The 24,333-nt window shown below is 45.5% G+C and carries 19 protein-coding genes and 1 pseudogene; 9 read left to right on the top strand and 11 right to left on the bottom strand.

All coding sequences use genetic code 11. The features are described 5' to 3' along the window. The 9 genes and pseudogenes from gltB to IQQ51_RS08935 all read left to right on the top strand — a co-directional run. A pseudogene (gene gltB / locus IQQ51_RS26845) lies at positions 1–770 on the top strand (glutamate synthase large subunit); the annotation flags it as partial. A gap of 16 nt (positions 771–786) precedes the next feature. Further along, entirely contained in the window at positions 787–2,199 is a 1,413-nt protein-coding gene (locus tag IQQ51_RS08970) for an FAD-dependent oxidoreductase (RefSeq protein ID WP_193840855.1), read from the top strand. A gap of 179 nt (positions 2,200–2,378) precedes the next feature. Then, the gene (locus IQQ51_RS08965) at positions 2,379–2,807 is read left to right on the top strand and encodes a DUF1499 domain-containing protein (RefSeq protein WP_048618243.1); all 429 of its coding nucleotides are present in this window, start codon (positions 2,379–2,381) and stop codon (positions 2,805–2,807) included. A gap of 127 nt (positions 2,808–2,934) precedes the next feature. Continuing rightward, on the top strand, positions 2,935–3,630 hold the full coding sequence (gene mtnN / locus IQQ51_RS08960; RefSeq protein ID WP_012603226.1) for a 5'-methylthioadenosine/S-adenosylhomocysteine nucleosidase: 696 nt from the start codon (positions 2,935–2,937) through the stop codon (positions 3,628–3,630). A 10-nt stretch (positions 3,631–3,640) separates the two neighbouring features. Then, a complete protein-coding gene (locus IQQ51_RS08955; protein WP_193840854.1) occupies positions 3,641–4,594 on the top strand; it encodes a cobalamin biosynthesis family protein in 954 nt (317 codons plus the stop codon). A gap of 1 nt (position 4,595) precedes the next feature. Next, positions 4,596–5,465, top strand: a complete 870-nt coding sequence (gene btuF, locus IQQ51_RS08950; protein WP_193840853.1) for a vitamin B12 ABC transporter substrate-binding protein BtuF — start codon at positions 4,596–4,598, stop codon at positions 5,463–5,465. Positions 5,466–5,539: 74 nt separating this feature from the next. Beyond that, entirely contained in the window at positions 5,540–6,157 is a 618-nt protein-coding gene (locus tag IQQ51_RS08945; protein WP_050649519.1) for a TRIC cation channel family protein, read from the top strand. Between the two features lie 247 nt (positions 6,158–6,404). Next, positions 6,405–6,986 (top strand): flavodoxin family protein, encoded by a 582-nt coding sequence (locus IQQ51_RS08940; RefSeq protein ID WP_050651927.1) that lies wholly within the window; start codon positions 6,405–6,407, stop codon positions 6,984–6,986. A gap of 398 nt (positions 6,987–7,384) precedes the next feature. Next, on the top strand, positions 7,385–8,230 hold the full coding sequence (locus tag IQQ51_RS08935; RefSeq protein ID WP_017059296.1) for a LysR family transcriptional regulator: 846 nt from the start codon (positions 7,385–7,387) through the stop codon (positions 8,228–8,230). Here the strand turns inward: IQQ51_RS08935 and IQQ51_RS08930 are convergent. From IQQ51_RS08930 to murC, 11 genes are all read right to left on the bottom strand, one after another. Beyond that, positions 8,181–8,960 carry a TSUP family transporter gene (locus tag IQQ51_RS08930; protein WP_010434762.1) on the bottom strand — a complete coding sequence of 260 codons (780 nt, stop codon included), beginning with the start codon at positions 8,958–8,960 and terminating at the stop codon, positions 8,181–8,183. The two genes, IQQ51_RS08935 and IQQ51_RS08930, sit on opposite strands and share 50 nt — an antisense overlap. A 195-nt stretch (positions 8,961–9,155) precedes the next feature. Beyond that, positions 9,156–12,386, bottom strand: coding sequence for a carbamoyl-phosphate synthase large subunit (gene carB, locus IQQ51_RS08925; RefSeq protein ID WP_050711682.1), 3,231 nt, complete (start codon positions 12,384–12,386; stop codon positions 9,156–9,158). A gap of 16 nt (positions 12,387–12,402) precedes the next feature. Then, positions 12,403–13,542 (bottom strand): glutamine-hydrolyzing carbamoyl-phosphate synthase small subunit, encoded by a 1,140-nt coding sequence (carA, locus tag IQQ51_RS08920; protein WP_048609692.1) that lies wholly within the window; start codon positions 13,540–13,542, stop codon positions 12,403–12,405. A 503-nt stretch (positions 13,543–14,045) separates the two neighbouring features. Further along, positions 14,046–14,870, bottom strand: coding sequence for a 4-hydroxy-tetrahydrodipicolinate reductase (gene dapB, locus IQQ51_RS08915; RefSeq protein ID WP_020628676.1), 825 nt, complete (start codon positions 14,868–14,870; stop codon positions 14,046–14,048). Between the two features lie 92 nt (positions 14,871–14,962). Then, positions 14,963–15,361, bottom strand: coding sequence for an 8-oxo-dGTP diphosphatase MutT (mutT, locus tag IQQ51_RS08910; protein WP_048618233.1), 399 nt, complete (start codon positions 15,359–15,361; stop codon positions 14,963–14,965). Positions 15,362–15,656: 295 nt separating this feature from the next. Next, complete coding sequence (gene secA, locus IQQ51_RS08905; RefSeq protein ID WP_172380460.1) at positions 15,657–18,383, bottom strand: preprotein translocase subunit SecA; 2,727 nt, start codon at positions 18,381–18,383, stop codon at positions 15,657–15,659. A gap of 390 nt (positions 18,384–18,773) precedes the next feature. Then, positions 18,774–19,691, bottom strand: a complete 918-nt coding sequence (gene lpxC / locus IQQ51_RS08900; RefSeq protein ID WP_010434751.1) for a UDP-3-O-acyl-N-acetylglucosamine deacetylase — start codon at positions 19,689–19,691, stop codon at positions 18,774–18,776. A 96-nt stretch (positions 19,692–19,787) separates the two neighbouring features. Continuing rightward, positions 19,788–21,017 (bottom strand): cell division protein FtsZ, encoded by a 1,230-nt coding sequence (ftsZ, locus tag IQQ51_RS08895; protein WP_017059291.1) that lies wholly within the window; start codon positions 21,015–21,017, stop codon positions 19,788–19,790. Between the two features lie 31 nt (positions 21,018–21,048). Continuing rightward, entirely contained in the window at positions 21,049–22,317 is a 1,269-nt protein-coding gene (ftsA, locus tag IQQ51_RS08890; protein ID WP_010434747.1) for a cell division protein FtsA, read from the bottom strand. After that, complete coding sequence (locus tag IQQ51_RS08885) at positions 22,310–23,002, bottom strand: cell division protein FtsQ/DivIB (RefSeq protein ID WP_416222606.1); 693 nt, start codon at positions 23,000–23,002, stop codon at positions 22,310–22,312. Before IQQ51_RS08885 ends, ftsA begins: the two co-directional genes overlap by 8 nt. A gap of 278 nt (positions 23,003–23,280) precedes the next feature. After that, a partial coding sequence (gene murC, locus IQQ51_RS08880) for a UDP-N-acetylmuramate--L-alanine ligase (RefSeq protein WP_228012753.1) occupies positions 23,281–24,333 on the bottom strand: 1,053 nt, incomplete at its 5' end.

The raw sequence follows: 24,333 nt of genomic DNA, 5'->3' as shown, positions 1-24,333 counted from the left end.
CCAGCCTCTACTACAACGTGATCAACACCGATCGCTCTATAGGCGCTCGTATCTCAGGTGAAATAGCGAAACGCTACGGCAACCAAGGTATGGCGGGTTCACCGATTAAGTTGTACCTCGATGGTACAGCAGGACAATCCTTTGCAGTTTGGAACGCCGGTGGTGTCGAGCTGTATCTGACGGGTGACGCCAATGATTATGTCGGCAAAGGCATGGCGGGCGGTAAGGTGGTTATCAAGCCTCACCAAGGCACTGCATTTGTTTGTAACGAAGCGACCATCATCGGTAATACCTGTTTGTATGGCGCAACCGGAGGCAAGCTATTTGCAGCAGGTACCGCAGGCGAACGATTTGGCGTACGTAACTCAGGTACTGTAGCGGTTATTGAAGGCGCAGGTGATAACGCTTGTGAGTATATGACGGGCGGTATTGTTGCCATTCTTGGCGCAACCGGAGTCAACTTCGGCGCCGGTATGACAGGTGGTTTTGCTTATGTAATGGATAAGAACGAAGACTTCCAAGGCCGAGTGAACAACGAATCGGTTGAGGCACTTTCTCTGTCTGACCTATACATCCACCAAGAACATCTGCGTGGTTTGATTGCAGAGCACTTAGAAGAGACAGGTTCAGTACACGCTGAAGCAATTCTGGCGAACTTTGATGAATGGATTCCGAAGTTCTACCTAGTGAAGCCAAAGACGGCGGATCTCAACACCCTGCTCGGCCACCAAAGCCGCAGCTCTGCTGAACTTCGTGTTCAAGCGCAATAATTGGAAGGAGCCAATAATGAGCCAGAATGTATACCAATTTATTGATGTGAATCGCGTAGATCCAGCGAAGAAACCAATCAAGATACGTAAGATTGAGTTTGTAGAGATCTATGAACCTTTCACTAAACAACAAGCCAAAGCTCAAGCTGATCGCTGCTTGGACTGCGGTAACCCCTACTGTGAATGGAAGTGCCCAGTCCACAACTACATCCCTCAATGGCTCAAGCTTGCCAATGAAGGGCGCATTATCGAAGCCGCTGAACTGTCTCACCAGACCAACAGCCTGCCAGAAGTGTGTGGCCGAGTTTGCCCTCAAGACCGCTTGTGTGAAGGCTCTTGTACCCTCAACGACGATTTCGGCGCAGTCACCATTGGCAACATTGAAAAGTACATCAATGACAAAGCGTTTGAGATGGGCTGGAAACCAGACATGTCGCATGTCGAATGGACCGACAAAAAGGTCGCAATCATTGGCGCAGGCCCTGCCGGTCTTGCTGCTGCTGACATCTTAGTTCGAAACGGTGTAAAGGCCGTAGTATTTGATCGCTACCCGGAGATCGGTGGCCTGCTCACGTTTGGTATCCCATCGTTCAAACTCGAGAAAGGCATCATGGAAAACCGTCGCCGTATCTTTAGTGGTATGGGTGTCGAATTCAAGATGAATACCGAAGTCGGTAAAGACGTTCAACTACAACAACTGGTCGATGACTATGATGCTGTTTTCTTGGGTGTCGGCACCTATAAAAACATGCGTGCAGGTTTAGACAACGAAGATGCACCGGGCGTTTATGATGCACTGCCATTCCTTGTTTCCAATACTTACAAGGTCATGGAACTGGATAACCCAACACCATTCATCGACATGAAAGGCAAAAAAGTGGTTGTGCTCGGTGGTGGTGATACCGCGATGGACTGTGTCCGAACCTCAATTCGTCAGCATGCAGCTAATGTTGTTTGTGCTTACCGCCGAGATGAAGCCAATATGCCGGGCTCTCGCCGTGAGGTGAAGAATGCGCGTGAAGAGGGTGTGAAGTTCAAGTTCAACCTCCAACCTATTGGCTTAGAGCTTAACAGCGCTGGTCACGTGGTTGGCGTTAAATTCGTAAAAACCGCTTTGGGTGAACCTGATGAAGCAGGCCGTCGTCGCCCGGAACCCGTTGAAGGCAGTGAGCATGTTCTTGAGGCTGATGCCGTAATTATGGCATTTGGTTTCCAACCTCATACGATGGAATGGTTAGAACCTTTCGGTGTTGAACTCGATCAGTGGGGTCGCATCAAGGCTCCGGGCCAACAAGAGTTTCAATACCAAACCACCAACAGCAAGATCTTTGCAGGTGGCGATGCGGTTCGAGGATCTGACTTAGTGGTGACCGCTATCGATGAAGGCCGTAAAGCAGCGGAAGGGATATTGGATTACCTAGAAGTGTGACTAATCTAAAGTTTCCGCTATTAATCAAGCCGTTACTATAAAAAGAGGATCCGTATATGGATCCTTTTTTAAGTTCGATACGTTTTACCAACGGCATAACAAAGAATACGTAAAACAATCGCAAATTAACGAATACCGAAAACTACAATTAAAATTAAAACAACGCCATAGGAAACACTATGAAAAAAGCCGCTCTCCTCTCTCTATCTCTTTTGACTTTAACCGCTTGTAGCCAAGGAATCACGGACATGAAAGACAGAACTTCATCACCTTGTGGAGACAAACCAAACTGCGTATCAACTCAAGATGACCGTGAGCAGCACGCATTGGCCGCGTTTGAGTTGTCAGATTCAGCGAACTTAGATGCGATTGAGCAGGTTGCGCTAACCTTATCGGGATCGAAAACTGCGAGTAAAACAGAAGATTATCTGCGTGTTGAATGTACCTCTCGCATCATGCGCTTTGTCGATGACTTAGAGCTTAAGATCACGGATGGCAAACTGATCGTGCGTTCAGAGTCTCGTACTGGCCATTCTGATTTTGGCGTAAACCGAAAACGAGCTGAACAACTTCGTGCTAGCTTGAAAAGCGAAGGCCTAATCAAATAGATAAAAGAATACGCAGATAAATCGCTGCTATTCGGATGAGAAGTGCCTCTGGGCAGTCGCTCGACACTTCTTATCCATGCTACAATTTCGCTCTACTGTTTAAATATTATTTATTAAGAGACTACACATGAAAATCGGCATCATTGGCGCAATGGAGCAAGAAGTTGCGATCCTAAAAGCAGCAATTTCAGACATTACTGAAGTTAATAAAGGCGGTTGTACCTTTTTCTCTGGTCAGCTAAATGGTGTTGACGTTGTTTTGCTTCAATCTGGCATTGGTAAAGTAGCAGCGGCTGTTGGTACTTCAATCCTACTAAGCGAATACCAACCAGATGTCGTTCTTAACACGGGCTCTGCTGGCGGTTTTGATTCAACACTGAACCTTGGCGATGTGGTTATCTCTACTGAAGTTCGTCACCACGATGCAGACGTTACAGCTTTCGGTTACGAAATCGGCCAAATGGCAGGTCAACCTGCAGCGTTCAAAGCTGACGACAAACTGATGGCTGTTGCTGAACAAGCTCTAGCTCAAATGGAAGATAAGCATGCCGTTCGCGGTCTTATCTGTACTGGCGACGCATTTGTTTGCACAGCTGAACGCCAAGAGTTCATCCGCAAGCACTTCCCATCTGTTGTTGCTGTAGAGATGGAAGCATCGGCTATCGCTCAAGCTTGTCACCAATTCCAAGTACCATTCGTGGTTGTTCGTGCAATCTCTGATGTTGCAGACAAAGAGTCACCAATGAGCTTCGAAGAGTTCCTGCCACTAGCAGCACAAAGCTCTTCTGAAATGGTTATCAAGATGGTTGCCCTACTAAAGTAAGCGACTAGACATGCAAACACTGTTTGATCAGGTATTTGCAAATGGCGTGCTCCTTGTAATGTGGGGAGCACTGCTTTTTCATTTGGTTTTACCTATCCCCCATGCCGCACACCCCACAACCTTATGGCATAAGTTTGCTGAGCTTTTAGCAAGCAAGGTTAATAACAACCACAACTATTCCCAAAGTTTAATCTCAGGAACATTAGCCTGGGGGTTAATGGTACTGCCAACTCTGGTTATTCTATTGGCACTGCAACCATTGGTTTGGCAATCTCAACTGTTTGAATTGGCACTGTTATTACTCGCGATTGATTGGCGCAATAATGAAAAGCTGGCTAACCAACTGATCAAAGCACTTGGCCGAGAAGATAAAGCGGCCGCTCGTCAGTTACTGGCTCCGATTGTCAATCGTCAAACCGAATCACTTTCGTCACTTGGCCTAGGCAAATCCGCCACAGAAACCATCATCATGGGTTACGCTCGTAACGTAGTTTGCGTGTTGTTCTGGTACGCCATTGGTGGTGGAATCGCTGCGTTAATGTATCGCCTTGTGGTCGAGTTAGCTCGAGCTTGGTCGCCAAGTCGCAAGCAATTTTCTCCGTTCGGCTCAACGGCGATCAAGATAGTCGCGATTCTAGAATTTATACCGATGCGTTTGTTTGCTTTGATGATCGTATGTGGTGATAAAGCAACGTACACATTTAAAATGATGCTAGTCCAAAGTCGCTCTTGGCCCCTACCCGGCCCAGCCTGGTTGATCACGGCTGTTGGCAACAAGCTTGAACTATCATTGGGTGGCCCTGCGATTTACGACAACACCAAAGCCATTCGCGCAAAATTAGGCGGAAGAATCGCACCGTCAGCTCTGCATCTATCTCAGGTTCAGAAACTACTCTTTGGTCGCATCGCTATCTGGATCTTTTTACAAAGCCTAGCCTTACTATTTATTCACCAAGGGATTTAGAGTGAAACCTTCAGTACTTGTTACAAGCCTTACTATTTTGTCTTCCAGCTTATGGCTGCCTTTATCATTTGCAGAAGAAGCACCACTGACTCAAGAACAAGTACAGCCGGCTCAACGCGTGGTCAGCCTTGCTCCTCATGCCACTGAACTCGCGTACAGCGCAGGTTTAGGTAACAGCCTTGTCGCCGTAAGTGAACGAAGTGATTACCCACCACAAGCCGATAAGCTTGAAAAAGTGGCAAACTATCAAGGCATCAAGGTTGAGAAGATCATCGCACTGCAGCCTGATTTGATTCTTGCGTGGCCTGCAGGTAACCCGCCCAGAGAGCTCGCGAAGCTAGAGCAATTTGGTTTTAATATTTACTACTCCAAGACCAAAAGCCTAGACAGTATCGCAACCAATATTGAACAACTGAGCCAATACGCTAGCGATCCAAGTATTGGCGAAAATAACGCTCAGCAATACAGAGAGCAGCTCAACGCGTTGAGACTAAAATACAAAAATGCCGAGCCAGTAAACTACTTCTACCAACTCAGTGAGAAGCCGATCATCACTGTTGCTCAAGGGCACTGGCCAAGTGAGGTGTTTGAGTTTTGTGGTGGACACAATATTTTTGAAGACAGCGCCTCCCCATACCCGCAAGTTGGTATTGAACAAGTTGTATTAAGAAAACCGCAAGTGATCTTCACTTCTCAGCACGCGATTGAGAATGGAACCATGTGGCAAACATGGGAAGATGAGATCCCAGCAGTCGCTCAAAATCAGATTTGGTCCCTCAATTCTGACTGGATTAATCGCCCGACAACGAGAACTTTGAAAGCGATCCAACAAGTGTGCGATTTCTTCGATAGAGCTAGGCAAAATCACTAACTATTTGCTGCGTTTTTTCGTACAATTCGCCACCGACCTGTCCCTACAATTTTAACTATAAGAGCACCAGTATCATGGACTCCATGCTGCTTTATATTATCGATTTATTTGGCACTGCCATCTTTGCCGTCTCAGGCGTATTTGTCGCTGGCCGTCTTAAGATGGATCCCTTTGGCGTCGCCGTTCTAGGTAGTGTTACCGCAATTGGTGGCGGTACAATTCGAGACATGGCTCTGGGCGCGACTCCCGTATTTTGGATCACCGATACCACCTACCTTTGGGTCATCATCATCACCTGTTTGCTGACCATGATTATTGTAAGACGCCCAAAACGTCTGGCTTGGTGGATATTGCCGGTATGTGATGCGATTGGCTTAGCGGTGTTTGTAGGCATTGGTGTAGAAAAAGCGCTTATCTATCAAGATTCAGCACTAGTGGCCATCATTATGGGTGTCATAACCGGCTGCGGTGGCGGTATTATCCGTGACGTGCTTGCCCGTGAAGTGCCAATGATTCTAAGAAGTGAAGTCTACGCGACCGCTTGTATCATTGGTGGCGCTTTCCATACCATGGCGATCAGCATGGGGCACGATTCAGAAACTGCATTTCTGGCCGGCGTGTTCTCAACACTATTGATCAGGCTTGGCGCTATTCGTTGGCATTTATCATTGCCGACCTTCGCCATCAAATAAGCTATCGTTACAAAGTGAAAGGCTCCGCAAAGGGGCCTTTTTTAATCACGTTTAAAATCACTGATACCCTCTATTTCCATTCTTCAAAGCTCCCCCTCTTTTCCTAACACTCAATTTAGTTAGGTCGTTAGCCAACAAGTTAGTAATGTTTTTTGTTTACTTATATAACCCACAGGCTATATTAATAAACAAATAGCTTTATAAATAAATAAATATATTTACTAACATTGGCAAAAGGGAGTTCAAGATGAGTATTGGTAAAGTGGGCATTGTTTTCTTCTCTAAGAATGGAGCAACTAAGCAAGTTGCTGAGACAATCGCTGAAGGCATTAACACTCAACAACCTAACTCAGTACTCCTTGTCGAAGTGCTATCTTCTGAAGTGGTCGAAGGAAGATATGACAATGATGATAAGCTCAAGTCATTAGACAACTGTGACGCCATTATCTTTGGCTCCCCGACTTACATGGGTTCACCAGCCGCTCAGTTTAAGAGTTTTATGGATGCAAGCAGTGATAGCTACTGTAAGAAAGCATGGCGAAATAAACTCGCAGCGGGTTTTACCACAGGCGGCAGCCTTAACGGCGAGCAGCAACAAACCTTGTTGAGCTTTTTCACTCTGGCTTGTCAGCATGGCATGATTTGGGCAGGGCTTGATATCTCAAAGCACATTGATGACTTAGGTTTGAATCGCACAGGATCAAGCATTGGTTTGGTTGCCAGTGAAGATGAGACGACAGATAGCACCAATAGTCACATCAACAGTAACGATCTTCAGACTGCTTTCTATTTTGGTCAGCGCATCGCGAGTCTAGTTAAGAGAACCTAAACTAACTAGTTAGCTGACGGGCTAGCTTCAAAACTCCTAGCTTGATTGATATCTATGAGCCCAAGACTAGGGCGTGTTGAACTTTCGTGGTTAAATTTTGTTCGAGATAAAAGCGTTTTAATCGCGGCGAGGGGGAAGTAGCCTAGTCACTCTAAGCAAATCTCCCTCAACAAAGAGTAAAACGCTTTTAGCCGAACCCTTCGGGCAGCGTTTGCTGGTCATTTCTACTACGTTATCGGCTTCTCATGTAGGCTAGCTACACATCAAAGCCTCTGCCTTGTATAAATACCCAGCAACTCGCTGCAAAAATCAGCTCGAAAGATCAACACGCCCTAGAGAATGAATGTTGTTTGAGGTAAGTTGAAACAATCATTCCCAACTTTCATGAATATAACCCAATGCTACTCGAAGGAATCGAAACTCTACTGGTATTGAGTAAAGCAAAGACCATGAGCCGCACAGGCAGTTTGCTTTATATCAGCCAATCAGCGGTCAGCAAACGGATTGCGAATTTAGAAAAGAAGCTAGGTAAAAAGCTCATTGAACCGAGTGGCCGACAGATAAAACTCACGCCAGATGCGATAGCATTAATCGAGAGTATTGGCCCTACATTCAATGAACTTCGCGGGCTTATTTATGAACAGCAAGAGTTGGAAGATACCACTCTCATCACCTTAGACAGCTCTAAGTCTCTGATAGCCGGTTATTTAGGTGAGATGATGGGCCAATTTATCCAGCAAGATAAATACATCACCATTACTACCAACCACACGCCGAGAATCATAGAGCGAGTGCAATCTGGCAAGGCGACTTTGGGGTTGTGTGCTGGCTTACTGCCACCGCATCATGGGTTGATGACCTTCCATCTGTTTGATGAACCGTTTTATATAGTGAGTAAGTCGCCGCTAACGGAGCTTCCTCCAATGGTCATCACTAACGACATGACCAACCCTGCCAATTCTTATCAACTTTCTGTATTAGAGAAGTTTGGTATCAAGCCCTTGATGGAGATGGATGCCTACACAGCAGCGGCGCAACTTGCATTGGGCGGGACTGGGCCAGCGTTAATTCCGCTCTCGATCGTAAAAACACTCAATATTGAGCCTCAATATCTGTATAGCTTCACCGAATTAGCAGGCTTGATTCGGCCGATTCATATCTGTGTCAGACCAAATAGTTACCAGTCTCCACGAGTTAAAACACTGATAGAATCCATTGTTGATGCTGTTCCCAAAGCAGTTTAGACGCCATTAGCATCGACATCACGATCACAAGGGGGCGAATCCATTTTTGCCCTTTTGTCACCACCACTTTAGCGCCAAGCTGAGCGCCCATAAATCCACCGACCGCCATCACTAAACCCAACTCCCAAATAGGCAAACCAGCCAAAATAAAGAAAATTAAGGCAGCGATATTCGAGGTGAAATTAAGTACCTTAGTACGCGCCGTAGCGTCGACTAATGAGAAGTGACCAATCGCAACAAAGCAGACGGTGAAGATAGAACCTGTTCCTGGGCCAAAAAAGCCATCGTAAAAGCCAACACCACCACCAACACACAAAGCAAACATCGCCTCAGAGATCTTCTGTTTACCTTCAGAAGCTCTGGTTTGCGGTGCTAACAGGAAATAGAGAGAGATAGCGATAAGCAGCAGTGGGATAACACTGGTCAGTAGGCTCGCATCTATGTGCTGAACTAACTCAGCGCCAATTGCAGAGCCGATAAAGGTACAAAAGATAGCAAGGCGCATCTCTTTGATGCTTACGATACCGTTGCGCACAAAATACCAACTCGCAGAGAAGCTGCCAAATGAGCTTTGGAGTTTATTGGTTGCCAATGCCTGTGTCGGTGGAACTCCAGCCGCTAGCAATGCAGGTAGAGTCAGTAACCCACCGCCGCCAGCCATTGCATCAATAAAGCCTGCTGCCGTTGCAACAACAAACAAGATAGCCAATATTTCTAGAGTGATTTCCATATACCCAACGCCTTAAAGTCCTGTGTAGCGACAAGTTACCACTCACGACAGACGAGCAATAACGAAACACAAGATTCTAACCTATTCCAAATATTCATCATTAAGTTACCGCGGGATAACAGACATAAAAAAGCCCACTCCGAAGAGTGGGCTTTGAGCATTTATATCCGCTTATCAGCGATACACTTTAGGCGATTAAGCTTGAGAAGCTTTAACCTGAGCGTGTAGCTCTTGAACTGAAGTTACTGACGTTTTCGCGTCTGCAGTGTGCGCCATACAAGTCGCGAATGCAGCATTTAGCGTAGTCGTGTAGTTCACTTTCTCAGCAAGTGCACCACGACGAAGAACTTTAGAATCTTCAATCGCTTGACGACCAGCAGCAGTGTTCACGATGTACGTGTACTCGTTGTTCTTGATACGGTCAAGAATGTGAGGACGACCTTCGTGTACCTTGTTTACTAGACGTGGGTTGATGCCCGCTTCGCCAAGGATAACCGCAGTACCGTGCGTTGCGTCTAGCTGGTAACCAAGCTTAGATAGCTTAGATGCTAGGTCAACAACACGCTCTTTGTCGCCTTCGCGAACAGAAAGAAGTGCACGGCCACCTTCTGGGTAGATGTTGCCACAACCCAATTCAGCTTTAGAGTATGCTTCTGCGAACGTCGCACCAACACCCATAACTTCACCAGTAGAGCGCATTTCTGGGCCTAACAGTGGGTCAACACCAGGGAACTTGTTGAATGGAAGTACAACTTCTTTCACTGAGTAGTAAGGTGGGATGATTTCTTTCGTAAAGCCTTGAGACTCTAGAGATTGACCCGCCATTACACGAGCGGCAATCTTAGCGATTGGCGCGCCAGTTGCTTTAGATACGAATGGAACCGTACGTGCTGCACGAGGGTTAACCTCGATTAGGTACACTTCATTGTTCTTAACAGCAAACTGCGTGTTCATCAGACCACGAACACCCAACTCGAACGCCAGCTTTTCAACTTGCTCACGCATTACGTCTTGGATTTCTTGGCTTAGCGTGTATGCAGGAAGAGAACATGCTGAGTCACCTGAGTGAACACCCGCTTGCTCGATGTGCTCCATGATACCGCCGATTACAACGCGCTCACCGTCACAAATCGCATCTACGTCAACTTCAATAGCGTCATCTAGGAAGCTATCAAGTAGTACTGGAGATTCGTTTGATACGCTTACTGCTTCGTTGAAGTAGCGGCGTAGGTCTTGCTCGTCGTATACGATTTCCATCGCACGACCACCAAGTACGTAAGAAGGGCGTACAACCAGTGGGAAGCCGATTTCGCGAGATTTCTCTACCGCTTGCTCCATTGTTGTTACTGTCGCGTTTTCTGGTTGAAGTAGGCCTAGACGGTCTACAGCAACTTGGAAACGCTCACGGTCTTCTGCGCGGTCGATTGCGTCTGGGCTAGTACCGATGATTGGTACGCCAGCTGCTTCAAGAGCACGAGCCAGTTTAAGTGGTGTTTGACCACCGTACTGAACGATAACGCCTTTTGGCTTCTCAACGCGAGCGATTGCTAGTACGTCTTCCAGAGTTACTGGTTCGAAGTACAGACGGTCAGACGTATCGTAGTCTGTAGAAACTGTCTCAGGGTTACAGTTAACCATGATAGTTTCGTAGCCATCTTCACGTAGCGCTAGTGATGCGTGTACACAACAGTAGTCAAATTCAATACCTTGGCCGATACGGTTTGGACCGCCGCCTAGAATCATGATTTTTTCTTTGTCTGTTGGGTTTGCTTCACACTCGTCATCGTAAGATGAGTACATGTAAGCCGTATCTGAAGAGAACTCAGCTGCACACGTATCTACACGCTTGTATACCGGGTGGATATCGTATTGGTCACGCAGACGACGGATTTCGCTTTCTGCCACACCTAGAATCTTAGATAGGCGCGCATCAGCAAAACCTTTACGCTTAAGCTTGTTTAGCTCGTCTTTATTTAGACCAGCAAAGCCTTTCGCTTTAAGTTCTTGCTCTAGTTTAACGATGTCTTCGATTTGAACTAGGAACCAACGGTCGATTTGCGTTAGGTTGAATACACCATCTACCGACATACCAGCACGGAATGCGTCAGCGATGTACCAAATACGCTCTGCGCCAGCTTCTTTAAGTTCGTGACGGATAGTCGTTAGAGCATCTGGTGCGTCTAAGTCTACCATTTCGTCAAAACCAGTCGCGCCAACTTCTAGGCCACGAAGTGCTTTTTGTAGAGATTCTTGTTGGTTACGGCCGATAGCCATAACTTCACCAACAGACTTCATTTGCGTCGTTAGACGGTCGTTAGCACCTGCAAATTTCTCGAAGTTAAAACGAGGAATCTTAGTTACTACGTAGTCGATTGTTGGTTCGAATGATGCTGGAGTTGCGCCGCCTGTGATGTCATTCATTAGCTCGTCTAGCGTGAAACCAACAGCCAGTTTCGCTGCAATCTTAGCGATTGGGAAACCTGTTGCTTTAGATGCTAGTGCAGAAGAGCGAGATACACGTGGGTTCATCTCGATGATAACCATACGGCCATCTTTCGGGTTGATACCAAACTGTACGTTTGAACCACCTGTTTCAACACCAATCTCACGCAGTACTGCTAGAGATGCGTTACGCATTAGTTGGTATTCTTTGTCTGTCAGCGTTTGTGCTGGAGCCACGGTGATTGAGTCACCCGTGTGAATACCCATTGGGTCGAAGTTTTCAATCGCACATACGATGATGCAGTTGTCGTTTTTGTCACGAACCACTTCCATCTCGTACTCTTTCCAACCGATAAGTGATTCATCGATAAGAAGTTCGTTTGTTGGAGATAAGTCCAAACCACGACGACAGATTTCTTCAAATTCTTCTTTGTTGTAAGCGATACCGCCACCAGTACCACCCATCGTGAACGATGGACGAATGATACAAGGGAAGCCAACCATGTCTAAAACTTTGTAAGCTTCTTCCATCGTTTTCGCTGTATCAGCAGTTGGACACTCAAGGCCAATTGCTTTCATTGCTTTATCGAAGCGTGAACGGTCTTCTGCTTTATCGATAGCGTCAGCCGTTGCACCAATCATTTCAACACCGAACTCTTCAAGAACGCCGTGCTTTTCTAGGTCTAGCGCACAGTTCAATGCAGTTTGGCCACCCATAGTAGGTAGAACTGCATCAGGCTTCTCTTTAGCGATGATGTTACGCACAACTTCCCATTGGATAGGTTCGATGTAAGTTGCATCTGCCATGTCTGGGTCAGTCATGATTGTCGCTGGGTTCGAGTTTACAAGAATAACTCGGTAACCTTCTTCGCGAAGCGCTTTACAAGCTTGAGCACCAGAGTAATCGAACTCACATGCTTGGCCGATAACGATCGGGCCAGCACCTAGAATAAGAATACTTTTAATGTCAGTACGTTTTGGCATTGTCTACTACTCCGAATTACGCTGTGTGCTGTTTGATTAGTTCAATAAAGTGGTCGAATAACGGCGCTGCGTCTTCTGGACCTGGGCTTGCTTCAGGGTGACCTTGGAAGCTGAATGCTGGTTTGTCTGTACGGTGAATACCTTGTAGAGAACCATCAAATAGTGATTTGTGCGTTGCACGTAGTGTCTCTGGAAGGGTTTCTTCGTCAGCAGCAAAGCCGTGGTTTTGCGAAGTAATCATCACAACATCACGATCTAAATCTTTAACCGGGTGGTTTGCACCGTGGTGACCAAACTTCATCTTCACTGTCTTAGCGCCTGACGCAAGAGCAAGAATCTGGTGACCTAGACAGATACCGAAAATTGGTAAGCCTTTTTCTAGGAACACTTTTGTCGCTTCAATTGCGTAAGTACATGGTTCTGGGTCACCAGGGCCATTTGAAAGGAAAACACCGTCTGGGTTCAGAGCAAGTACTTCTTCAGCTGAAGTCTCAGCAGGAACAACCGTTAGGCGGCAGCCGCGGTCAACAAGCATTCGTAGGATGTTTCGTTTTGCACCGAAGTCATAAGCAACAACGTGGTATGGCAATTCTGAGTCTGCTTTCGCTTCAGGAAGTCCACCCGTAAGCGTCCACGAACCTTGTTTCCATTGATACGCTTCTTTTGTTGTAACTTCTTTCGCAAGGTCCATACCTTTCAGGCCAGGGAATTCTTTTGCTTTAGCTAGAGCCAAAGCTTCGTCTAGGTTGTTACCCGCTACGATACAACCGTTCTGTGCGCCTTTTTCACGAAGAATACGCGTCAGCTTACGAGTATCGATATCAGCGATACCAACAACGTTTTGCGACTTAAGGTAATCAGAAAGGGATTGTTCATTACGGAAGTTAGAAGCGATTAGAGGGAGATCGCGAATCACAAGGCCTTGAGCGTGGATTGAAGAAGATTCTTCGTCTTCGGAATTGGTTCCGGTATTGCCAATGTGAGGGTAAGTAAGGGTAACGATTTGTTGAGAATAGGAAGGATCAGTGAGGATTTCTTGGTACCCCGTCATCGAGGTATTAAAAACGACTTCACCAACTGCAGAACCTACAGCGCCAATGGCTTCACCGTGAAATACTGTCCCATCTTCTAGGACGAGTAGTGCTGACTTCTTCAAGACAACCTCCAGAAATAAAAATGCATTAAAATTGATTTAATTTGCAAATCTACCTTCCTGCAACACCAAAAACTGCGTGTTTATGGAAATTAGACAAATTGGCGGTATTCTAGTGATCTGCGTGATACGTGTCAACATTTAACTCAAAAGAAATTAAACATTTGTAAGGACTAATTCAATTTACCCCCTCAAAGCTCCAAAAGTTCAACTTTCATACGCATTTAGCTCGAATATTACGATTTTCTAATTTTCACCCCTCATTTTAGCCAACCATAGAGTGATAAAAATATCAGCAACAAAACGCAATCGATAAATACCAAGAGAAAACATGACAATTTAAAGAACTAAAACAAAAAACACACTAAAGCCCACATAAATAGCATATAAATATAGGAAAAATGGCGATAAGAAGAAAGTAGAGGGAAGATCGTAGAAGGGAGATTACTAAGGAAAAGGCACCAAATAAAGAAAGCGCCGGCAATTGCCAGCGCATAAATATCTATTTACAGGTCATTCAAACCAAGCACATCCGTCATGGTATAAAAGCCTGCTGGTTTATCATTTAACCAAACCGCGGCCTTGATTGCGCCATTAGCAAAGGTCATTCGATCAGTGGCTTTATGGGTAATTTCCACTCGCTCACCGATATCAGCAAACATAGCGGTGTGTTCACCAATAATGTCACCGGCACGAATCGTCGCAAAGCCAATCTCATCTTTAGTGCGCTCACCAGTAATACCTTCGCGTGACCATACAGCTACATCGTTCAGCTCGTTGCCCATCGCACCCGCAATAGCTTCGCCCATACCAATCGCAGTGCCTGACGGTGCATCGACTTTATGACGGTGATGAGCCTCAACGATCTCGACATCACAATAGTCGCCCATCACTTTAGCGGCCTTCTCTAACAGCTTAAAGACCAGGTTCACACCAACGCTGTAGTTAGGTGCCATTACGATCGCCATCTCTTTTGAAGCAGCATCAATCACCTGCTTCTCTTCTTCAGAGAAACCCGTCGTACCGATGATCAGTTTCTTACCGTGACGTTTACAAAGTTCAATATTCGCTAATGTGCTAACAGGGGCAGTAAAATCGACAATCACATCAAACTCTTCGATGGCTTTAGACAAATCATCGACTAAAGCAACATCAAAACGACCTTCACCGCATAACTCGCCGACATCGACGCCGACCAAAGATGACTCTGGACGCTCTGAACCAGCTCCAACACTTGCTTCTGAATTATGATGAGCGGCTTTCACCAAGTTGCGACCCATTCGGCCCGCTGCTCCTGCAATTGCAATTCTAACCACTGCGAATATCTCCATTATTTTGGTTACCGTTGCCACTTATCTCTTGCAGCAACGTTCAATCGATTAATCTCTTTAAACTAACAACAATCTCAAACTCAGGCTAGCAATTACGAAAACTCTTTTATTACTCGCTCTAAAATTGGCACATTTGCCTCTGGGAAGGCGTATTGATTCAATGATTCTAGGCTCACCCATTCACCTTGTTGACCTTCTTTGCCATAAGGCTGCTCTTCAAAGTCGGTCACAAGGATGAAGTCGAACTTAAGCGACTTATCGGTGTAATCAAATTCAAGGTGCTCAAACAGAGACTGTTCTGTCACCTTGATGCCAATCTCTTCATCAAGCTCACGAGTCATCGCTTGCTCAATGGTTTCACCCTCTTCAACCTTGCCACCAGGAAATTCCCAGAAACCGCCCTTGTGTTTGTCGTCTGGACGTTTAGTGATAAATACCTGCGACTTATCTTGGTTGAAGATAATGCCCGCAACAATGTGGATTCTTTTCATGTGTTGGTGTTCCTTCTATGTCCCTAGCGTCATTCCCTACAATGAGGAACGAATTAGATAGGGAATCTGCTCTTTTGTTAGTTCGAAAGATCCCCGACTCGCTCGTCCCTCACTCTCGAGGATGACGCTATCGAAACCTTATTATTTTCACATACAAAAAGAGCCGCCTAAGCGACTCTTTTTATCAAAACTATATTAAGGCAAAGCTGTATTGGTTGAGAACTAGGAGGCGACGCGGAGTTTACAAGTGTAAATGAGCATCGCCGACGAAGTTATCAGCCACTACAGCGAAGCATTAGTCAATTTTACCGTGACACTGTTTGTATTTTTTGCCACTTCCACATGGGCATGGTTCGTTACGACCCACTTTACGCTCATCACGCACTACCGTTTGTGGAGATGCCGCTTCAGCTTCATCGTCAGCTAGCTGGTTTTCAGCCGTTGCATGTTGTGCTTGTGCACGACGCGCCGCTTCTTCAGCTTGAGCTTGACGTTGAGCTTCCATCTTTTCAACTTCTTCTTGTTGCTGAACGCGAACTTTAGAAAGGATGGTAACAACGTCTGTTTTTAGTACATCTAGTAGGCCTTCAAACAGTTCAAACGACTCGCGCTTGTACTCTTGTTTCGGGTTCTTCTGAGCGTAACCACGTAAGTGGATACCTTGACGAAGGTGATCCATCGCAGCCAAGTGCTCTTTCCAAAGACCATCTAGCGTTTGTAGCATCACAGATTTCTCGAAGTTACGCAGTACTTGAGCACCAACCACTTCTTCTTTCTGTTTGTACGAATCAACCGCCATACCAAGAATACGCTCACGCAATGCTTCTTCATAAAGCTTGTCGTCTTCGTCTAACCAACCTTGAATATCAAAGTCTAGATCGAAGTCATTCTTCAGACGATCTTGCAGACCCGCGATATCCCACATATCTTCAAGAGACTGAGGTGCGATGTATTCATCAATCACTGATGCCAGTACATCTTCACGGTTGTGTTCGATCATTTCGCTGATGTCGTCAGAACTCATCAGTTCATCACGAAGCTCATAAACCACTTTACGTTGGTCATTGGCTACATCATCGTACTCAAGAAGCTGCTTACGAATATCAAAGTTACGACCTTCAACTTTACGTTGTGCTTTTTCAATTGAGCGAGAAAGCATCTTAGATTCGATCGCTTCGCCTTCGTCCATACCACTTTGGATAAGACCTGCCATACGATCCGATGTGAAGATACGTAGCAGAGAGTCTTCCATTGATAAGTAGAAACGAGAAGAACCCGCATCACCTTGACGACCAGAACGGCCACGTAGCTGGTTATCGATACGGCGAGATTCATGACGCTCAGTACCAATGATGTGCAGACCACCTGACTCAAGTACTTTATCGTGGATTACTCTCCAGTCAGCTTTGATCTTCTCGATCTGCTCTTTGGTTGGATTATCTAGCTTCTCAACTTGTGCCTGCCAGCTACCACCTAATACGATATCGGTACCACGACCAGCCATGTTAGTTGCGATAGTTACCGCACTCGGCATACCAGCTTGTGCAACGATCTCTGCTTCCATTTCGTGGAATTTAGCATTTAGAACGCTGTGCTTAATTTTTGCTTTTTTCAGTGCGTTAGACAGTAGCTCAGACTTCTCGATAGAAACCGTACCAACCAATGATGGCTGACCAGCTGCTACACGGTCTTTGATGTCTTCAATGATCGCATTGAACTTGTCTTCTTCAGTACGATAAACCACATCTGGCATATCGTTACGAACCATAGGCTTGTTGGTTGGGATAACCACCGTTTCTAGGCCGTAGATAGACTGGAATTCGAAAGCTTCTGTATCGGCTGTACCTGTCATACCTGACAGCTTTTCGTATAGACGGAAGAAGTTCTGGAAAGTAATCGATGCTAGCGTCTGGTTTTCATTCTGAATCTTCACACCTTCTTTAGCTTCAACAGCTTGGTGTAAACCTTCAGACCAACGACGACCTGGCATAGTACGACCAGTATGTTCATCAACGATAACCACTTCGCCTTCTTCAGTAACGATGTAGTCGACGTCTTTCTCAAACAGTACGTGTGCACGCAGCGCTGCATTAACATGGTGCAATAGGCTGATGTTTGTCGGAGAGTAAAGCGTGTCACCCTCTTCCATCAGGCCGTTTTTGACCATTAGCTCTTCTACAAATTCTTGACCGTTTTCAGTCAGGTGAACCTGTTTCGATTTCTCGTCCATGGTGTAGTGACCTTCACCACGGTACTCTTCAGAATCTTCTTTATCTTGGCGCTCAAGGTTAGGGATCAACGTGTTAATACGCGTGTAAAGATCTGAACTATCTTCAGCTGGGCCAGAGATAATAAGTGGAGTACGAGCTTCATCGATTAAGATTGAGTCAACCTCATCGACAACAGCAAAGAAGCGCTCACGTTGAACACGATCTTCAGCACGGAAAGCCATGTTGTCACGTAGGTAATCGAAGCCAAACTCGTTGTTTGTTCCGTATAGGATATCCGCTTGGTACGCTTCTTTCTTCTCTGGTGGAGCCATGTTTGGCACGTTCACGCCAACAGTCATACCAAGGAATTCAAATAATGGGCGGTTTGTTTCCGCATCACGCTTCGCTAGGTAGTCGTTCACCGTTACTACGTGAACACCTTTGCTAGGTAGGGCGTTAAGATAAGCTGGTAGGGTTGCTGTAAGAGTCTTACCTTCACCAGTACGCATTTCTGCAATTTGGCCAGCATTTAGAACCATGCCTCCAATCATTTGCACGTCAAAGTGACGCATGCCGTAAACACGCTTAGACGCTTCACGTACCGTAGCAAATGCTTCAGGTAGAAGTTGGTCTAGCGATTCACCTTTATCTAAGCGCTCACGAAACTCAACCGTTTTTGCTTTTAGCTCTTCGTCTGAAAGTGCTTCAAACGATGGTTCGAAGTTATTAATTTCTTTTACAATTTTTCTAAGGCGGCGCAGTGTTCTGTCATTGCGACTGCCAATTACCTTTGTCAGCAGCTTAGTAATCATGTGCTTGGAATCTCTTCGTTCTCAGATCGTCCGCGATCTATTTTAAATGCCGTCAGTGTCTCTACTAGCTATGAACTAGTCTTCAGTTACTAACCAAGGATACTGAGATAAATCTAGTATCTTTGATATTGTACTTGAGAGTAGAGTTTTCAAGGCTTGAGTTAAAATTAATGCCCTTTAGTGTAAGTAATTTTCACACCAACGACCATTTATAACCCCATTTGTTTGATGTGCTTGGAACTTTTCTTTCTAATTGCTGATGGATTAGCCAGACTGCAGCTCATTGGGAGACAACTTTCGGATGTTGACGACACTGTATCTGGAAAATAGATACAAAAAAACCAGGTCAATGACCTGGTTTTCGAAATCTTATATTGTTGTAAACAACAATTACGCTAGAACCATTCCTGGCTCAGCAAATGCAACAGGAGAGCCTACTTCTTCTTCGAATGTTGCCCATTCCCAAGCTTCTGCGTCAGCAAGTACTGCACGTAGTAGTTGGTTGTTTAGGCCGTGACCTGATTTGTATGCACGGAACTCACCAATAATAGCGTGTCCACACATGTACAAGTCACCAATCGCATCTAGTACTTTATGAGTTACGAACTCATTGTCAAAACGTAGACCTTCTTCATTAAGAATTCGGTATTCGTCCAGTACGATAGCATTATCAAAGCTACCACCAAGTACTAGGTTTTGAGATTGTAGATACTCAATGTCGCGCATGAAGCCGAAAGTACGAGCGCGAGAAATTTCTTTCACAAAACCTTGTGAAGAGAAATCAAACAACAAACGTTGCTCATCAGATTCAATTGCAGGGTGGTTAAAGTCGATCTCAAAGTCCATACGGAAGCCGTTAAATGGAACAAATTCTGCCCACTTATCGCCATCTTCAAAACGGATAGGCTTTTTGATACGAATAAAACGCTTCGCTGCATTCAGTGTTTCTACACCCGCTTGCTGTAGCAAGTATACGAATGGGCTTGCGCTACCATCCATAATTGGGATCTCAGGAGCATCTACTTCAACAATAATGTTGTCGATGCCCATACCCGCTAAAGCTGCGTTAAGGTGTTCCACTGTAGAGATACGTACGCCTTCGTCATTAACAAGAGCTGTACATAGCATAGTGTCACGAACTGACGCTGGATCAGCTGGGAAATCTACAGGTGGATTTACATCTGTACGACGATAAACAATACCTGTATTTGCAGCTGCCGGGCGAAGAGTAAGTGTGACTTTACGACCAGAGTGGAGACCCACACCAGTTGTTTTCACAATTTCTTTCAGAGTACGTTGTCTGATCATCTGCTTGCCTCGTTATCAGTGCTACAAATCACGGTCAGTATTTACCGACCGCGAATTTTACCATTAATTCGACGATAGTCAAATTTTGGGTATTTGTTAATCAGCCTGACGTCGTAAGAATGCTGGAATATCTAAGTATCCACTCTCTTTCTCAGCCTTAGGTGCTGCACTTTGGCTAGCGCCTGTACCTGAAGAAACAGGTGACGTTGTTGGCTGCGGCTTAACTTGAGGTTTAACCTCAGTTTTTTCTTGCAATGGTTGTGCCACTTTCTCTTCCACTTTTGGTGCAGTTTGAGCCGCTACCTGTGGTTGAGGAGTTGGTGCAACCTTAGCTTTACCACCAGCAACTAATGTAATGTCTGGTTTTTTCTCTGTGCCGATACCTGTTGCTACAACAGTTACACGGATTTCATCCGTCATATCAGGGTCTAGAGAAGTACCAATCACAACTGTTGCGTTATCAGATGCGAATGCCTTAACTGTATTACCTACTGTTTCGAACTCATCTAGACGCATATCTAGGCCTGCTGTGATGTTCACAAGAACGCCACGTGCGCCAGCTAGGTCGATGTCTTCTAGTAGTGGGCTAGAAATTGCCGTTTCAGCAGCTTCTTCAGCACGGTCTTCACCTTTTGCGATACCGCTACCCATCATTGCATGACCCATCTCAGACATTACGGTGCGAACATCCGCGAAATCGACGTTAATCATACCTGGGCGAGTAATTAGCTCAGCGATACCTTGTACAGCGTTTTTAAGTACATCATTAGCACTTGCGAAAGCTTCTAGCAGAGTTACGCCGCGGCCAAGTACTTTAAGTAGCTTCTCATTTGGAATCGTAATTAATGAATCCACATGTTTAGAAAGCTCTTCAATACCTTGCTCAGCAAACGCTAAACGCTTTTTGCCTTCAAAGCTAAATGGCTTAGTTACAACAGCAACCGTCAGCACACCCAACTCTTTCGCAACTTCAGCAATAACTGGAGCAGCACCTGTACCAGTACCACCGCCCATACCAGCTGCGATAAATACCATATCGGCGCCAGTTAGAACTTCTTTAATTCTTTCTCGATCTTCGAGAGCTGCATCACGGCCTACTTGTGGGTTTGCACCAGCGCCCAAACCTTTAGTGATATCACCACCAATTTGGATCACGCTGCTCACGCTTGTTTTACGAAGTGCTTGTGCATCAGTGTTAACACTGATGAATTCTACGCCTTCGATTGATTCACGTACCATGTGCTCAACAGCGTTACCGCCACCGCCACCAACTCCAACGACTTTAATTACTGCATCGTCAGACATTTCCATCATCGGTTCAAACATGTGTTATCTCCGTTTTTTCCTGCAACTCAGGTTAAAACTCTTTTTGTATCCAATTACGCAATTTGCCAAATAAACCAGACATAGAAGGTGCTGAACGCTTAGGTTCGCTGTAATCACCTTCATCACTGATCTGACAATCTCTTGCGTAATGAAGTAAACCAACCGCCGTAGAATGATACGGCTCTTTAACATAGTCAGTTAAGCCACTAACTTCTAATGGCTTACCAACTCGAACTTGATTGCGGAAAACACGTTCCGCACACTCTACCAACCCGTCAATTTGTGCCGCTCCACCAGTGAGAACGACGCCAGCTGCAAGGTGGTGTTTAATACCTTCATCTCGTAGCTGTAATTGAACCGTATCAATAGTTTGGTTAACGAGACCCATAAGTTCAGTGTAACGTGGTTCAATCACTTCCGACAAAGTTTGTCGTTGCAAACTTCTCGATGGGCGACCACCAACACTTGGGACGTTAACAGAATCATCCTTGCTTACGAGTTCACTCAGAGCGCAACCATGGTTTACTTTTATCTCTTCAGCATCGCTCACTGGCGTGCCGAAAGCGAAGGCAATATCACTGGTTACTGCATTTCCTGCGTAGGAAAAGACTTCTGTATGTCGAAGTGCGCCGCCAGTCCAAATGGAAATATCCATTGTACCCGCACCGATATCTACCACACACACTCCAAGCTCTCTCTCGTCTTCAGTAATTACCGCATTGCTTGAGGCAAGTCCTGAAAACACGATTTGTTCTACAGTGAGACCACATCGTTCAACAGCTTTAATAATGTTTCTCGCCATGTCGCTATGGCAAGAAATTAGGTGAACACTGACTTCCATTCGAACACCAGATAAGCCAAGCGGGTTCTTAATCCCTTCTTGATAATCAATGGTAAATTCTTGTGGGATCACGTGCAGAATTCTCTGCTCATCACCTATTTTAATTGATTTCGCGGTATGGATCGCTCGATCCATATCGTCTTGAGACACCTCTTCATCAGAGATAGTACCCATGCCTTTTTCAATTCGGCTTGCGATATGTTTACCCGATAGCGAGATAAATACATTGCTGATTTGGCATTCCGCCATCAACTCTGCTTGATCAATAGCTCGCTGAACCGACTTAACTACCGACTCTAGGTCGTTTACACCACCTTTATCCATACCTCTGGATGGGCTTTGCCCAGAACCAATGATATTGATTTGACCATCAGGCAATATTTCACCAACCAGAGCTGATATGGTCGCAGTGCCTATATCAAGACCAACGATTATGTTGTCATCTGCGGTCTTAGTCATCTGTGCTCTCTTCTAACTCTTGCTCTGGAAACCAGCCTACAGCGGCTCCCGTATCATACCTGAGGTCGATGTAGCTCACTTGATTCGCTTTACTACCAAGTTCGTTGTAAAGCGAAATGAAGCGTTCAACACGCTCATCTAAAGAATCTTTACCTAGCTCTAAACGGATACCGTTATCTAGGATTATTTGCCAAGCGCGACGCTCATTGAGAACGAGAGAGGTAACTGTTAACCCTAGACTGTTAATCAAAGGGGTTATCTGTCGCCACTTTTCTATCACTTCTTGGCTGGTGCCGCCTGGGCCGTAAAGCTTAACTCTATCGCCCTTCAACAGGCCGATATCACCATTAAACACCTGACCATCGTCATTCAGCAGCATGTTACCGTTCCAGATTGCTGCTGCATGGTACTCAGTCAAAAATACTTTTATTGTGTCTGGCCACTGCTTACGAATGGAGACCACTGAGATCCAAGGTAACGCTTCTAAACTGTCTTGCAACACACCGATGTCTTGCGACATGAACGTTCCAATATGCTCTAGCTCGCTAAAGGCATGTTGAACATCACCAGCGGTTACGTAAGTTAAGTCGCCTTGAAGTACTATTTTGGAGAGAGGCAATCGCTGATCGTCCCACATCCAAGTCAGTGTGGTATAGAAAAGAAACCCAATGAATAGCAATACCATGACAAAAAAAGACCCGCCTAAGGCGTGTTTCTTGAGCGACGGTAAACTGAATAGGTGGCGGTTTTCGCTAAAAGTACTTTCTACCAAAGCCCGCATTCCCTGTCGTTGGTTCGCAATTCTATTCCCTATCTTCGTAATAGAGGTAAAAGCACTTACTTTAACCTATGAATTATACTGAGCAAAATCAAACTATCAAACGTTGATAATAAGATTTTTGGTCAATTTTAGGTCAATCGCAAGAAGTGAGCGATTGACCACAGTCTGTAGACAGTATTCTGTTACACGTTCTGCATTTTATTAATGTCTAACTGTAACGATTCCAACTGCTTCGCTACTCGACCAACATCGCCTGCACCCTGCGTTAAAACAAGGTCACCGCCTTGAATTACGTTGGCTAAAGCCGATGGCAGTGCGTTGATATCGGCAACAAAGATTGGATCTATCTTACCACGCCCACGAATAGTTCGACTTAATGAACGTCCGTCTGCCCCTGCAATAGGTTTCTCACCTGCAGAATAAACATCTAGCAGAATTAGGACATCAACCTGTTCAAGAACGTTCGCAAAATCATCATACAGATCGCGAGTACGGCTATAACGGTGCGGTTGGAAGATCATTACAAGACGTTTATCAGTCCAGCCACTTCGTGCTGCTTGAATCGTCACATCAACTTCGGTTGGGTGATGACCGTAATCATCGACCAACATTGCAACGCCTTTACCTGTTTCGTACTCACCTAGGTGATCGAAACGGCGACCCGTGCCTTCGGTTCCTGCCATCGCTTTTAGAATCGCTTCATCGCTGATGTCATCTTCTGTTGCAACAGCAATCGCCGCAGATGCATTCAGTGCATTGTGACGACCCGGAATATTTAACGTGATATCAAGGTTAGCTTTACCTTCACGTACCACTGTGAATTTGCCTTGCTGGCCTTCTTGTACGTAGTTCTCAATACGAATATCCGCATCTTCAGAGAAACCGTAAGTAATCACTTGGCGACTTACCTGAGGGATAAGCTCACGCACTACTGGATCATCAACGCACATCACAGCCTGACCGTAGAATGGCAGATTGTGTAAGAAATCAATAAACGTCTGCTTTAGCGTTTCAAAATCGCCGCCGTAGGTATCCATATGATCCGCTTCAATGTTAGTTACGATACTAACCATTGGTTGCAGATGTAAGAATGACGCATCACTCTCATCGGCTTCAGCGATAAGAATACGGCTTGAACCTAAACGTGCGTTAGTGCCAGCACTTTTCACCAAACCACCGTTTACGAAGGTTGGATCTAGGCCTGCTTCCGAGTAAATCTGTGTCACTAGCGCTGT

Origin of the sequence: Vibrio sp. OPT18 (genome assembly GCF_015163615.1) — a bacterium.
Lineage (GTDB): Bacteria > Pseudomonadota > Gammaproteobacteria > Enterobacterales > Vibrionaceae > Vibrio > Vibrio coralliirubri.
The sequence above is the reverse complement of the archived record's forward strand: the minus strand, read 5'-3'. Positions and strand labels throughout refer to the sequence as shown.

Bases quoted from the DNA above. Each gene is read 5' to 3' on its own strand.
- IQQ51_RS08970 (WP_193840855.1), top strand. From the start codon at position 787: ATGAGCCAGAATGTATACCAATTTATTGATGTGAATCGCGTAGATCCA.
- IQQ51_RS08965 (WP_048618243.1), top strand. From the start codon at position 2,379: ATGAAAAAAGCCGCTCTCCTCTCTCTATCTCTTTTGACTTTAACCGCT.
- mtnN (WP_012603226.1), top strand. From the start codon at position 2,935: ATGAAAATCGGCATCATTGGCGCAATGGAGCAAGAAGTTGCGATCCTA.
- IQQ51_RS08955 (WP_193840854.1), top strand. From the start codon at position 3,641: ATGCAAACACTGTTTGATCAGGTATTTGCAAATGGCGTGCTCCTTGTA.
- IQQ51_RS08945 (WP_050649519.1), top strand. From the start codon at position 5,540: ATGGACTCCATGCTGCTTTATATTATCGATTTATTTGGCACTGCCATC.
- IQQ51_RS08940 (WP_050651927.1), top strand. From the start codon at position 6,405: ATGAGTATTGGTAAAGTGGGCATTGTTTTCTTCTCTAAGAATGGAGCA.
- IQQ51_RS08935 (WP_017059296.1), top strand. From the start codon at position 7,385: ATGCTACTCGAAGGAATCGAAACTCTACTGGTATTGAGTAAAGCAAAG.
- IQQ51_RS08930 (WP_010434762.1), bottom strand. From the start codon at position 8,960: ATGGAAATCACTCTAGAAATATTGGCTATCTTGTTTGTTGTTGCAACG.
- carB (WP_050711682.1), bottom strand. From the start codon at position 12,386: ATGCCAAAACGTACTGACATTAAAAGTATTCTTATTCTAGGTGCTGGC.
- dapB (WP_020628676.1), bottom strand. From the start codon at position 14,870: ATGGAGATATTCGCAGTGGTTAGAATTGCAATTGCAGGAGCAGCGGGC.
- mutT (WP_048618233.1), bottom strand. From the start codon at position 15,361: ATGAAAAGAATCCACATTGTTGCGGGCATTATCTTCAACCAAGATAAG.
- secA (WP_172380460.1), bottom strand. From the start codon at position 18,383: ATGATTACTAAGCTGCTGACAAAGGTAATTGGCAGTCGCAATGACAGA.
- lpxC (WP_010434751.1), bottom strand. From the start codon at position 19,691: ATGATCAGACAACGTACTCTGAAAGAAATTGTGAAAACAACTGGTGTG.
- ftsZ (WP_017059291.1), bottom strand. From the start codon at position 21,017: ATGTTTGAACCGATGATGGAAATGTCTGACGATGCAGTAATTAAAGTC.
- ftsA (WP_010434747.1), bottom strand. From the start codon at position 22,317: ATGACTAAGACCGCAGATGACAACATAATCGTTGGTCTTGATATAGGC.
- IQQ51_RS08885 (WP_416222606.1), bottom strand. From the start codon at position 23,002: ATGGTATTGCTATTCATTGGGTTTCTTTTCTATACCACACTGACTTGG.